Here is a 12,681-nt window from a genome sequence, read left to right as displayed (position 1 = left end):
CAGATGGGCGGGGGCGCGTGCAAAACCGCGATTATAAAGGCTTGGCACCATTCGGAACCGGCTTGACCGGATACAAGCGAACTTCGCGGACCGGCTGCTAGCATCGCGCGATGGACATCGACGATTCTTCAATTCCGGATCTGCTGGCGACCTGGCCGCTGCCGACGCTTGCCGTGGCGGTGCTGGCCTGGGCCGTGCTGCAGCGCCCGTGGCGGGTGCTGCGCCGCGAGCCGCTGCAGCATGCATGGCTGGGCACGCTGGTATTCCTGGCGCTGCTGTGGTCGGCGCATGCCACGCTGGGCGCCGGCGTGGTGATCCAGTTGATGGGCGCGACGCTGGCCGTGACGATGTTCGGGCTGCCGCTGGCGCTGGTGTCGCTGGCCATCGCCAATCTGGTCTCGCTGCTGGGGCTGGCCTACCTTTCAGGCCAGGGCTGGCAGGACATTGCCTGGGTTTCGCTGGCGCCGCGCTTCGTGTGGATGGCGGCCGTGCCGGCGCTGGTAACGGCCGGGTTGCAGGCCACCATGCGGCAATGGCTGCCCCGGCACCTGTTCATCTTCATCCTCGGACATGGATATTTTGCCGCACTGCTGTCGGCCATCGTCGCCGGCGTGCTGCGGCTGGCATGGCTGCTGCTGGGCGGACTGGCGCGCGACGCGGGCCTGACCGTGGGCGACCGGCTGACCGGCGTGGTGGTCATCGCGTTTGGCGAGGCATTCCTGACCGGAATGCTGGTGGCGATCTTCGTGATCTACCGCCCGCAGTGGGTGGTGACGTTCACGGACGCGGAATATCTGGAGGGGAAGTAGGGGAAAGCTGGGAAAGCTGGGAAAGCTGGGGGAAGCAGGGTGGGGTGCCGGCAACCCCGCAGTCAGCGCGGGATTGCCGGTGTGCCGGTACCGAAGTACCGGCGGCAAGGCTCAGGCGTTGCGCGACAGGGCCAGGCGCAGCAGGTCGGCCACCGTGTTCACGTTGAGCTTTTCCATGATGTTGGCGCGGTGCGCCTCCACGGTCTTGATGGAAATGCCCAGGTCGTCGGCAATCTGCTTGTTCAGGCGGCCGGCCACGATGCGCTCCAGCACTTGCTGTTCGCGCGTGGTCAGCTTGGCCAGCAGGTCCTTGGCGGCGCGCTGCTCGCGGGCGGCCGAGTGGTCGGTACGGGCCTTCTGCAGCATCCGTTCCACCAGCGCGCGCAGTTCCGACTCGTCGAAAGGCTTTTCGATGAAGTCGATGGCGCCACGCTTCATCGTCGACACCGCCATCGGCACGTCGCCGTGGCCGGTGATGAAGACGATGGGAATGTCGATGTTCTCGGCAATCATGCGCTCCTGCAGCTCCGGGCCGCTCATGCCCGGCATGCGGACATCGAGGATCAGGCAGGCCACCGAGCTGGTGTCGTACGCGGACAGGAACTGCTCGGCGCTGTTGAAGCTGCGCACCTGGTAGCCGTTGCCCTCTAGTAGCCAGGTCAGCGAGTCGCGCATCGCTTCATCGTCGTCGACGATGAAGACGGTCTCGCCACGATGCGGCGTTGGGCTGGGCGTTGCGGTCATGAAGTCTCCTGGGGCAAAGTCGTTTGCAACGAAGTGTAACTGCATGCAGCGGTGCGCAACACCCCCAGGCAAATGGTCCGGACGGCCTCCCGATGCCCCGCGGCAGAGGGTCGTCCGGCATGCCCGGGGGGCGCTCCCGAGGTTATTGCTCGGGTAGCGCGGGCTGCAGCGGCAGGGTGATTTTAAACGTACAACCAATGCCGTCCACATTGTTTTCCACCCACAGACGGCCCTGGTGCGACTCGATGATCGACCGGCAGATGTTCAGGCCCATGCCCATGCCGTCCGATTTGGTACTGAAAAACGGCTCGAACAGGCGTTCCTTGGTGGCTTCGTCCACACCCGGGCCCTGGTCGATCACGTCGATGCAGATCGATTGACCAAACTCAACGTTTTCGACCCGCGCATGCAGCCGCACCACGCCCGCGGCGCGCATCGCCGGCAGGCCGGCCATGGCTTCCACGGCGTTCTTGAGCAGATTGACCAGCACCTGTTCGATCAGCACCGGGTCCACGTAGAGCATCATCGGCGGCGCCGGCAGGCGGGTCAGGATGGTCACGCGGCGACGCGTGGCTTCTAGGTCGGCCAGTCCCACCGCGTCGGCCACGATGTCGTGCAGCGCGGCTTCGCGCCGCTGCGGCTGGCTGCGCTTCACGAAGCCGCGGATGCGGCTGATGATGGTGCCCGCGCGCACGGCCTGCGACGCCGTCTTTTCCAGTACCGGGATCAGGTCTTCCGGGGTGCTGCGGCCCGAATGCAGCCGCGCCACGGCACCCATGCAGTAGTTATTGATGGCGGCCAGCGGCTGGTTCAGCTCGTGCGCCAGCGACGACGCCATCTCGCCCATCGTGGTCAGGCGGCTGGTGAACTGCAGCCGTTCCTCGTGCTGGCGCGCCATTTCCTCGGCGGCCTTGCGCACCGTGATGTCGGTGGCGATCTGCATCTGCGCAAGGTGGCCGTCCACCCACTGGATATAACGGCGGCGCACTTCGAACCATTTCTGCATGTCGGGCACGAACACCTCGCGCGCGTCGGACGCGTACGGCATCAGCTCCGAGGCGGGCAGGCCGGCGTAGGCATCGACGAAGTCGGTGTTGTCGCTCGACATCTGCTCCTTGTCGAAGTCGTCGCCAGCCAGCTTCAGGTGGCCCTCGGCTTCCCAGCCAAACAACTGCCGGTAATAGCGGTTGGCGAACAGCAGCTCGGCCTTGTCGGTGGCCAGCACCGACACCGCGGCGTCCAGGCTTTCCAGCACGGTCGTGAAGCGGTCGTGGGCGGCGGCCAGTTCTTCGCGGGCGCGCTTGGGCTCGGTGATGTCCGTCATCGAACTCATCCAGCCCGTGTGGCGGCCGCGGCTGTCCACCAGCGGCGACACGTACATCCGCGCGAAGAAGCTGCTGCCGTCACGGCGCATGACGCGCATCTCGTAACCAGTAGCCGGGGACTTGCCCTGCAGCGTCAGGTCGATCTGCTTCTGCATTTCCTGCTGGTCGTTGGGCGGCCAGTAGGGGAAGGGTGGCATGCGGCCCACGAGGTCGGCCTCGGTCCAGCCGGTCATGCGGCAGAACGCCGGGTTGACGTAGGTAATGCGGCCGTTCAGGTCCAGGGCGCGCAACCCGATCAGCATCGAGTTTTCCATCGCGCGCCGGAACGAGGTTTCGGCCAGCAGCGCGCGCTGGGCCTCGGAGCGGCGGCTGGTGTGCCGCCACATGCTCCACAGGCTCCAGAGCAGGAAGCAGGACAGCCCCACCACCAGCCACAGCAGCATGTTGTTGGGCAGGTTCGACGGCGGCGGATAGGCATCGGCCCGCAGCGACAGCGAATGGCCCGGCGGGTCAAGCAGCACCTCGTACGACAGCGCGTTGCCGGGCACCGGCCTGACCGACGTACTGGCGCGGGTCTGGTTGTTCTTGTCGATCAGCGAGAAGCGGTAGCGCTCGGTCAGCTCGGGCGGCAGCAGGTGCGTCAGGATGCCGTTGATCGAGTAGAGCGCCCCGAGCGTGCCCAGGAATTCGTTGTCGCGCACGATCGGCACTTCCATCAGCATGAAGCTGTCGCCGCGATCGTTGGTCAGCGGGCGCGAGTAGACCACGCGCTGGGTCTCGCGCGCGGCGTCGAACGTGTCCAGGACCTCGGGTTCCAGCGGCTGGTCCACGGTCTCGCGCAGCCGGCCGGCGAACTCCGACGTGGACGGCAGCGACCAGCGCCCGCGCTTGGTGGCGTCCAGCCAGTTGATGAAGACGATCTCGGGGTTCTCGCGCAGGATTTCCTGGGCGGCGGTGCGATAGGCGCCTTGATCCAGCTGCGCGGCGGCGATGTCGCGCGCCAGCGATGCCATCTGGTCCTGATTGCTCAGCAGCGACAGCCGCACGCGCTGCTGCGCCCAGGCGGCGTCGCGGTACAGCGCGTCGCGCTGCTGCTGGCGTTCGGTTTCATGCAGCGACCACAGGATCACGCCCATCGCCACGGTGAACAGCACGATTGCCACCAGTGGGATGAACATGAACCAGCTGGTGGCCACCAAGTTGCGCCAGCGCATGATCCACAGGCGGCGCGGCGCGGCGGCCAGCGGCTCCATGGCGTCGTGATGGTCGCCGTTCTCGCTATGTTCGGCATGGCCGGCATGCGGATGCGCCACCCCCGGCGCTACGCCGTGGGAGGTGTCGCTGACGGTGCCGGAGGAATTCGGTGGCAGGATGGCCGTGCGCAGGCCGGAGAGGATTCGTTGGAGAAACTGCATAGGGATTGACGGTCGACCGGCCAGTGTATCGGCTTTATTGCACTGCGTCGCTTGGGGAAAGCGCCTATTCGGCACAGGAAAGGCACAGGAAACACGGACGCCCGTCCTGCCCGCGAAACGAGACGGTGCGCCGCTTTCTGGTGCGCTGCCGCAATATTCCGCATTATAAAAAAGGACTTCGTAATCTGAAAATTTAGCTTGTCAGCCGTTGCTGTGCTTCCATAGAATCGCTTCGACCGAACAATGCGGGCGGAGCCATGCGCCTGGAACCCGAGGATCCGGGACGATGCAGTCCCAGAAGATCCCGCCCCCGGCCCTGAACCGATCACAGGGCAGCAGGCAGGGCATCCGCCGCGACGTCAACACCGTCAGACCGGCCAACCGAGATCCGTCCCACCGGGCGGGCGCCGGGGCAGGAATTTACCCAGGAGACAGTCATGTCCGCTGTACCAGAGCAGATCCTCGGCGCCAGCAGCGCCAACGACGCAGATCCCGTGGAAACGCACGAATGGCTGGATGCCCTGCAGGGCGTCCTGAACGCGGAAGGCGCCGAGCGCGCAGCCTTCCTGATCGACAAGCAGATCGAGTACGCACGTGTGAACGGCGTGACCCAGCCGTTCCACGCCGAAACGCCGTACATCAACACGATTCCGGTAGAGCAGCAGGCCCGCATTCCAGGCGACCAGGACGTCGAGCACCGCATCCGCTCGTACACGCGCTGGAACGCGATGGCCATGGTGCTGCGTGCCAACAAGCACACCAACGTCGGCGGCCACATCTCGTCGTTCGCCTCGGCGGCCACGCTCTATGACGTGGGCTACAACCACTTCTGGCGCGCCCCGACCGAACAGCTGGGCGGCGACCTGGTCTTCGTGCAGGGCCACTCGGCACCGGGCGTGTACTCGCGCGCCTTCCTGCTGGGCCGCCTGACCCCCGAGCAACTGGACAACTTCCGCCAGGAAGTGGACGGCAAGGGCATCTCGTCGTACCCGCACCCGTGGCTGATGCCGGACTTCTGGCAGTTCCCGACCGTGTCGATGGGCCTGGGCCCGATCATGGCCATCTACCAGGCCCGCTTCATGAAGTACCTGGACAGCCGCGGCCTGGCCAAGGCCGGCGACCGCAAGGTCTGGGCCTTCCTGGGCGATGGCGAGACCGACGAGCCGGAATCGCTGGGCGCGATCGGCATGGCCGGCCGCGAGAAGCTGGACAACCTGGTCTTCGTGATCAACTGCAACCTGCAGCGCCTGGACGGTCCGGTGCGCGGCAACGGCAAGATCATCCAGGAACTGGAGTCGGAATTCCGCGGCTCGGGCTGGAACGTGATCAAGGTGGTGTGGGGCAGCCGCTGGGACCAGCTGCTGCAGCGCGACACCAAGGGCCTGCTGATGAAGCGCATGATGGATTGCGTGGACGGCGAGTACCAGACCTTCAAGGCCAAGGACGGCGCCTACGTGCGCGAGCACTTCTTCAACACGCCGGAACTGAAGGCCATGGTGGCCGACTGGTCCGACGACGACATCTGGCGCCTGAACCGTGGCGGCCATGACCCGCACAAGGTCTACGCGGCCTACAAGGCGGCCAGCGAGCACAAGGGCCAACCGACGCTGATCCTGGCCAAGACCATCAAGGGCTATGGCATGGGCGATGCCGGCCAGGCCATGAACGTGGCCCACCAGCAGAAGAAGATGCCGGTGGACGCCATCCGCGCGTTCCGCGACCAGTTCAACATCCCGGTGTCGGACGACAAGCTGGAAGACGTGCCGTACCTGACCTTCGAGGAAGGTTCGAAGGAACTGGAATACATGCGCCAGGCGCGCATGAACCTGGGCGGCTACCTGCCGTCGCGCCGCCAGAAGGCCGACGCGCTGAAGGTGCCCGAGCTGACCGCATTCGACGCGCTGCTCAAGGCCACCGGCGAAGGCCGCGAAGTGTCCACCACGATGGCCTTCGTCCGTATCCTGAACACGCTGCTGAAGGACAAGCAGATCGGCAAGCATGTGGTGCCCATCGTGCCGGACGAATCGCGTACGTTCGGTATGGAAGGCCTGTTCCGCCAGGTCGGTATCTGGAACCAGCAAGGCCAGAAGTACGTTCCCGAAGATCATGACCAGCTCATGTTCTACAAGGAATCGGAAACCGGCCAGGTGCTGCAGGAAGGCATCAACGAAGCCGGCGCCATGTGCGACTGGATCGCCGCCGCCACGTCGTACTCGACGCACGGCGTGCAGATGATCCCGTTCTACATCTACTACTCGATGTTCGGTATCCAGCGTATCGGCGACCTGTGCTGGGCCGCTGCCGACATGCGCTCGCGCGGCTTCCTGCTGGGCGGCACGTCGGGCCGTACGACGCTGAACGGCGAAGGCCTGCAGCACGAAGACGGTCATTCGCACGTGTTCCACGCCGCGATCCCGAACTGCATCTCGTACGATCCGACGTTCCAGTACGAACTGGCCGTGATCATGCAGGACGGCCTGCGCCGCATGTATGCCGAACAGGAAGACGTGTACTACTACCTGACGGTGATGAACGAGAACTACGAGCATCCGGAAATGCCGGCTGGCGTAGAAAAGGACATCGTCAAGGGCATGTACCAGTTCCGCAAGGGCGTGGAAAACAGCAATGCGCCGCGCGTGCAGCTGCTGGGTTCGGGCACGATCTTCCGTGAAGTGATTGCCGCCGCCGACCAGCTCAAGAAGGACTGGGGTGTGGAATCGGACATCTGGAGCTGCCCGAGCTTCACCGAACTGGCCCGCGAAGGCCAGGCCGCCGAGCGCCACAACCTGCTGCACCCGACGGACGCCCCGCGCGAATCGTTCGTGGCCCAGAAGCTCAAGGGCGTGCGCGGCCCGGTCATCGCTTCGACCGACTATATTCGTGCGTTCGCCGAGCAGATCCGTCCGTTCGTGCCGCGTCGCTACGTGGTGCTGGGCACCGACGGCTTTGGCCGCTCGGATACCCGCGAAAAGCTGCGCCACTTCTTTGAAGTGGACCGCAACTGGGTGACGGTGGCCGCGCTGAAGGCGCTGGCCGACGAAGGTGCGATCGGTCGCGAGAAGGTGGCCGAAGCCATCAAGAAGTACAACCTCGACCCGAACAAGCCGAACCCGATGTCGGTCTGATTCCCGGACTTGCACGACTGAACGAACCCCCGCAGCGCGGTATCCGACGCGCCGTGGGGCGCCCCCCGGCTGGCCCGGTGGCGTCCCACGGCGCGGGTGATGCGCGGCAGCGTGACAGATGCGTGCGGCGAGAGTAACCTCGCCGATTGCGTTTGTCGCGTTTGTCGTATCTGACCAGAGTGCCGGCTGCCCAGGAGAGACACTGAATGAGTCAAGCGATTGAAATCAAGGTGCCGGACATCGGCGACTACGACGCCGTTCCCGTCATCGAAGTGCATGTGAAGCCGGGCGACCAGATCAACGCGGAAGACGCGCTGGTCACGCTGGAATCGGACAAGGCCACGATGGACGTGCCGTCGCCGCAGGCCGGCACGGTCAAGGAAGTGAAGGTCAAGGTAGGCGACAACGTGGCCGAGGGCTCGATCCTCGTCATGCTGGAACCCGCTGGCGCCGCCGCTCCGGCCCCGGCTCCGGCCGCCGCCGCGCCCGCCCCGGCACCTGCCGCCCAGGCAGCCGCGCCTGCTCCGGCACCGGCTGCTGCCCCCGCGGCCGCGCCGGCCGGCGGTGGCATCGTCGAAGTGAAGGTGCCGGACATCGGCGACTACGACGCCGTTCCCGTTATCGAGGTGCACGTGAAGCCGGGTGACCAGATCAACGCCGAAGACGCGCTGGTCACGCTGGAGTCCGACAAGGCCACGATGGACGTGCCGGCGCCGCAAGGCGGCACCGTCAAGGAAGTGAAGGTCAAGGTGGGTGACAACGTCGCCCAGGGCACGCTGATCCTGATTCTCGAAGCCGCAGGTGGCGCCGCCGCCGCTGCGCCGGCTGCTGCACCTGCGCCTGCTCCGGCAGCCGCCGCTGCACCGGCTCCCGCGCCGGCCGCAGCTTCGGCTCCCGCTCCGGCACCGGCCGCCGTACCGGCTCCGGCACAGGGCGTGACCGGCAAGGCGGCCCACGCCAGCCCGTCGGTACGCAAGTTCGCCCGCGAACTGGGCGTCGACGTGTCGCGCGTGCCGGGTAGCGGTCCGAAGGGCCGTATCACCCAGCAGGACGTGCAGAACTTCGTCAAGGGCGTGATGTCGGGCCAGACCGCCGCGCCGGCCGCTGCCGCTGCCGCTGGCGGTGGTTCGGGCGTGGGCCTGGACCTGCTGCCGTGGCCGAAGGTGGACTTCACGCGCTTTGGCGAGGTGGAATCGAAGCCGCTGTCGCGCATCAAGAAGATCTCGGGCGCCAACCTGCATCGCAACTGGGTCATGATCCCGCACGTCACGAACTGCGACGAAGCGGACATCACCGATCTGGAAGCCTTCCGCGTGCAGCTGAACAAGGAAAACGAGAAGGCCGGCGTCAAGGTCACGATGCTGGCGTTCATGATCAAGGCCACCGTGGCGGCGCTGAAGAAGTTCCCGAACTTCAATGCCTCGCTGGACGGCGACAACCTGGTGCTGAAGAAGTACTTCAACATCGGTTTCGCGGCCGACACGCCGAACGGCCTGGTCGTGCCGGTGATCAAGGACGCCGACAAGAAGGGCGTGCTGGAGATCAGCCAGGAAATGGGCGAGCTGGCCAAGCTGGCCCGCGACGGCAAGCTCAAGCCGGACCAGATGCAAGGCGGCTGCTTCTCGATCTCGTCGCTGGGCGGCATCGGCGGCACGTACTTCACGCCGATCATCAACGCGCCGGAAGTGGCCATCATGGGCGTGTGCAAGTCGTACATGAAGCCGGTCTGGGACGGCAAGCAGTTTGCGCCGCGCCTGACGCTGCCGCTGTCGCTGTCGTGGGATCACCGTGTGATCGACGGCGCCGAAGCCGCGCGCTTCAACACGTACTTCGCAGCGCTGCTGGCGGACTTCCGTCGGATCCTGCTGTAAGTACCGAAGCAACCCGCCGGCTGACCCCGGCGGGTTTTCTGCACTGATTTCAAGGGGCGAGCCATGACTACCTGCGTTGTCGTACGCAAGGGTGACGAGGTGGCGATCGCGGCCGATGCGCTGGTGACGTTTGGTGACACGCGGCTATCGCGTGCCTACGAGCGCAACCAGAAGGTGATTCCGGTAGGCGAGAGCTTTGTCGCGCTGGCCGGCACCACCGCGCATTTCCCGGTCATGCGCGCGCTGCTGACGGGCATGGGCGACGAATGCCGCCTGCTGACCCGCGACGACGTGTTCCGGACCTTCCTCAAGGTGCATGAAAAGCTCAAGAACGAGTACTTCATCAACACCAAGGAAGACGAGGACGACCCGTACGAGTCATCGCAGATCGTTTGCCTGATCGCCAATCCGGGCGGCATCTTCGGCGTCTATTCCTACCGCGAGGTGTTTTCGTTCGACCGCTTCTGGGGCATCGGCTCGGGCCGCAACTATGCGCTCGGTGCCATGCACGCGGTGTACGACCAGCCTGGCATGAGCGCGGGCGAGATCGCGCGGATCGGGGTGGATGCCGGGATCGAGTTCGACAAGAGCTCGGCCGGGCCGATCGATGTGCATACGGTGAAGATCCTTGCAGCGACCCACGAGGCGCCCCAGCAACCGGGCGACGTGGCAACCAACAAAGACGGCGCGGCCTGAGCCCCAGGGCGGGCAGGGCGCGCATCCCAGGAGGAAGAGCATGAGTGTGATCGAAGTCAAGGTGCCGGATATCGGCGATTTCGACGCGGTGGAAGTGATCGAGGTGCTGGTCAAGGCTGGCGACACGGTCGAGCCGGAGCAGTCGCTGATCGTGCTGGAAAGCGACAAGGCCAGCATGGAAGTGCCGTCGTCGTCCGCCGGCAAGGTGGTGGACATCAAGGTCAAGGTGGGTGACAAGGTTGCCAAGGGCACGGTCATCTGCACGCTGGAAGGCGGCGCGGCCGCAGCACCGGCACCGGCTCCGGCCGCAGCACCCGCTCCGGCTGCTGCCCCGGCCCCGGCGGCCGCCAAGCACGCAGGCAGCGCCGACATCCAGTGCGAGATGCTCGTGCTGGGCGCTGGTCCCGGCGGCTATTCGGCTGCGTTCCGCTCTGCGGACCTGGGCATGAACACGGTGATGGTGGAGCGCTACGGTTCGCTGGGCGGCGTCTGCCTGAACGTGGGCTGCATCCCGTCGAAGGCACTGCTGCACAACGCGGCCGTGATCGACGAAGCCAAGGCACTGGCCGCGCACGGCATCCTGTTCGGCGAAGCCAAGATCGACCTGGACGGCCTGCGTCACTACAAGGACACCGTGGTCGGCAAGCTGACCGGCGGCCTGGCCGGCATGGCCAAGTCGCGCAAGGTGCAGGTGGTGCGCGGCATCGGCACGTTCCTGGACCCGAATCACCTCGAAGTGCAGGAAACCGAGGGCGACGCCAAGGCCACCAATGGCAAGAAGACCGTGATCCGCTTTGAAAAGGCGATCATCGCGGCCGGCAGCCAGGCCGTGAAGCTGCCGTTCATCCCGGAAGACCCGCGTATCTTCGATTCGACCGGCGCGCTGGAACTGCGCGACATCCCGAACAAGATGCTGGTGATCGGCGGCGGCATCATCGGCCTGGAAATGGCCACGGTGTACAGCACGCTGGGCGCACGCATCGACGTGGTGGAAATGCTCGACGGCCTGATGCAGGGCGCGGACCGCGACCTGGTCAAGGTCTGGGACAAGATGAACAAGCATCGCTTCGACAACGTGATGCTGAAGACCAAGACCGTTGGCGTGGAAGCCAAGCCGGACGGTATCTACGTCAAGTTCGAAGGCGAAGGCGCTCCGGCGGAGGCCGTTCGCTACGACGCCGTGCTGGTGTCGGTGGGCCGTTCGCCGAACGGCAAGAAGATTGGCGCCGAGAAGGCTGGCGTGGCCGTGACCGACCGTGGCTTTATCGACGTCGACAAGCAGCTGCGCACCAACGTGCCGCACATCTTCGCGATTGGCGACATCGTCGGCCAGCCGATGCTGGCGCACAAGGCCGTGCATGAAGCCCACGTGGCCGCCGAAGCCGCCCATGGCGAGAAGGCCTACTTCGACGTGAAGCAGATTCCGTCGGTGGCCTACACCGATCCGGAAGTGGCCTGGGCCGGCCTGACCGAAGAGCAGTGCAAGGCGCAGGGCATCAAGTACGGCAAGGGCACGTTCCCGTGGGCTGCCTCGGGCCGCGCCATCGCCAATGGCCGCGACGAGGGCTTCACCAAGCTGATCTTCGACGAGGAAACGCACCGCATCATCGGTGGTGGCATCGTCGGCACCCATGCGGGCGACCTGATCAGCGAAGTGTGCCTGGCCATCGAGATGGGCGCAGACGCTGTGGATATCGGCAAGACGATTCACCCGCACCCGACGCTGGGCGAGTCGATCGGCATGGCTGCCGAGATCTACGAAGGCGTTTGCACGGACGTGCCGCCGCCGCGCAAGCGCTGATCCGGCGTACTTCACGCCGATCTGCACGCAACACGCAAGAGCAAGAAAGCCCACCATGCGGTGGGCTTTCTTTTTGGCCAATTCAGCAATTAACCGCCTAGCGTTCCCGGGCGACTTCGGGCGGGCGTAAAAAAGCCCGGCTACCTGCTGGCAGGGCCGGGCTTCTTGCCAACAAACCGGCTGGAGCCGGTTTGTTGGAGGACTACGGGTGCTTAGACAGCCGTGGTCGACTTCTTGGCAGCGGTGCGAGCCGTTGCGCTGGCTTGCTGGGCAGCCTTCGAGGCGGCGGTAGCGGCAGCCTGGAAGTTGGTTTCGGCCATTTCAACGGCTTGCTTCGTGGCCTTCTGGACCGACTCGTAGGCGTTGTTGGCAGCCGAGATGGCCGACTTCACGATGGCAACGGTCGATTCCGAACCGGCCGGGGCGTTCTTGGCGAAGTTGTCGACCAGGGCTTGCACGTTCTTCGAGCCTTCAGCCAGTTGGGCTTCGGCAACCTTCGTGAACTCGCTTTGGGTTTCCGAAGCGATTTCGTACAGGTGACGGGTGTAGGCCAGGGTCTTTTCGGCAACCGGCTGCACCAGCGAAGCCTGGATGGCCAGCAGTTCCTGGGCATCCTTGGCGCCGAGTGCCTTCTTGGCGTTGTCGACGTTTTCTGCGAACGTAGCCTTGACCACTTGCAGGTTCAGCTCGACGAGCTTTTCGACGCCTTCGAAGGCCTTCGAGGTCAGACCGAACAGGGTTTCGAGGTTGGCTTTTTGTGCGGCTGCAACTTGTTCCGGGGTCAGGATCATTGCTGGTCTCCAGTGGTGAACTTCAAGTTCAAGCAAAAGTGAAATTAAGCCGCCCAGATGTCAAAGCCATGACGTCTAGTGTCTGGCCAGCCCGAGCGTACCTA

8 protein-coding genes are annotated in these 12,681 nt (G+C 65.1%); 5 read left to right on the top strand and 3 right to left on the bottom strand.

The features are described from left to right. Positions 1 to 110: 110 nt before the first annotated feature. Positions 111 to 809, top strand: coding sequence for a hypothetical protein (locus MFF62_RS00860; RefSeq protein ID WP_238259049.1), 699 nt, complete (start codon positions 111 to 113; stop codon positions 807 to 809). 111 nt (positions 810 to 920) lie between these two features. Here MFF62_RS00860 and MFF62_RS00855 read toward each other — a convergent pair whose 3' ends face one another. Both MFF62_RS00855 and MFF62_RS00850 read right to left on the bottom strand, forming a co-directional pair. Beyond that, positions 921 to 1,553: a response regulator transcription factor gene (locus MFF62_RS00855; RefSeq protein WP_238259048.1), complete on the bottom strand. Its 633-nt coding sequence runs from the start codon at positions 1,551 to 1,553 to the stop codon at positions 921 to 923. A 142-nt stretch (positions 1,554 to 1,695) separates the two neighbouring features. Beyond that, entirely contained in the window at positions 1,696 to 4,293 is a 2,598-nt protein-coding gene (locus tag MFF62_RS00850) for a PAS domain S-box protein (protein WP_238259047.1), read from the bottom strand. Between the two features lie 437 nt (positions 4,294 to 4,730). On the opposite strand from MFF62_RS00850, the gene aceE reads away from it, so the two are divergent. The 4 genes from aceE to lpdA all read left to right on the top strand — a co-directional run bounded on the left by aceE (position 4,731) and on the right by lpdA (position 11,786). After that, complete coding sequence (aceE, locus tag MFF62_RS00845; RefSeq protein WP_238259046.1) at positions 4,731 to 7,418, top strand: pyruvate dehydrogenase (acetyl-transferring), homodimeric type; 2,688 nt, start codon at positions 4,731 to 4,733, stop codon at positions 7,416 to 7,418. Positions 7,419 to 7,624: 206 nt separating this feature from the next. Then, positions 7,625 to 9,289 (top strand): dihydrolipoyllysine-residue acetyltransferase, encoded by a 1,665-nt coding sequence (gene aceF / locus MFF62_RS00840; protein ID WP_238259045.1) that lies wholly within the window; start codon positions 7,625 to 7,627, stop codon positions 9,287 to 9,289. 63 nt (positions 9,290 to 9,352) lie between these two features. Then, complete coding sequence (locus tag MFF62_RS00835) at positions 9,353 to 9,985, top strand: Ntn hydrolase family protein (protein ID WP_238259044.1); 633 nt, start codon at positions 9,353 to 9,355, stop codon at positions 9,983 to 9,985. Between the two features lie 40 nt (positions 9,986 to 10,025). Then, complete coding sequence (gene lpdA / locus MFF62_RS00820; RefSeq protein WP_283205296.1) at positions 10,026 to 11,786, top strand: dihydrolipoyl dehydrogenase; 1,761 nt, start codon at positions 10,026 to 10,028, stop codon at positions 11,784 to 11,786. 212 nt (positions 11,787 to 11,998) lie between these two features. Here the strand turns inward: lpdA and phaP1 are convergent, their stop codons facing one another. Beyond that, complete coding sequence (gene phaP1, locus MFF62_RS00815) at positions 11,999 to 12,577, bottom strand: TIGR01841 family phasin PhaP1 (protein WP_238259043.1); 579 nt, start codon at positions 12,575 to 12,577, stop codon at positions 11,999 to 12,001. Between the last annotated feature and the right edge of the window lie 104 nt (positions 12,578 to 12,681).

This window comes from Cupriavidus pauculus (assembly GCF_022179805.1).
In the GTDB taxonomy this organism is placed as follows: Bacteria; Pseudomonadota; Gammaproteobacteria; order Burkholderiales; family Burkholderiaceae; genus Cupriavidus; species Cupriavidus pauculus_E.
This window is presented reverse-complemented; position numbering and strand designations above follow the sequence as displayed.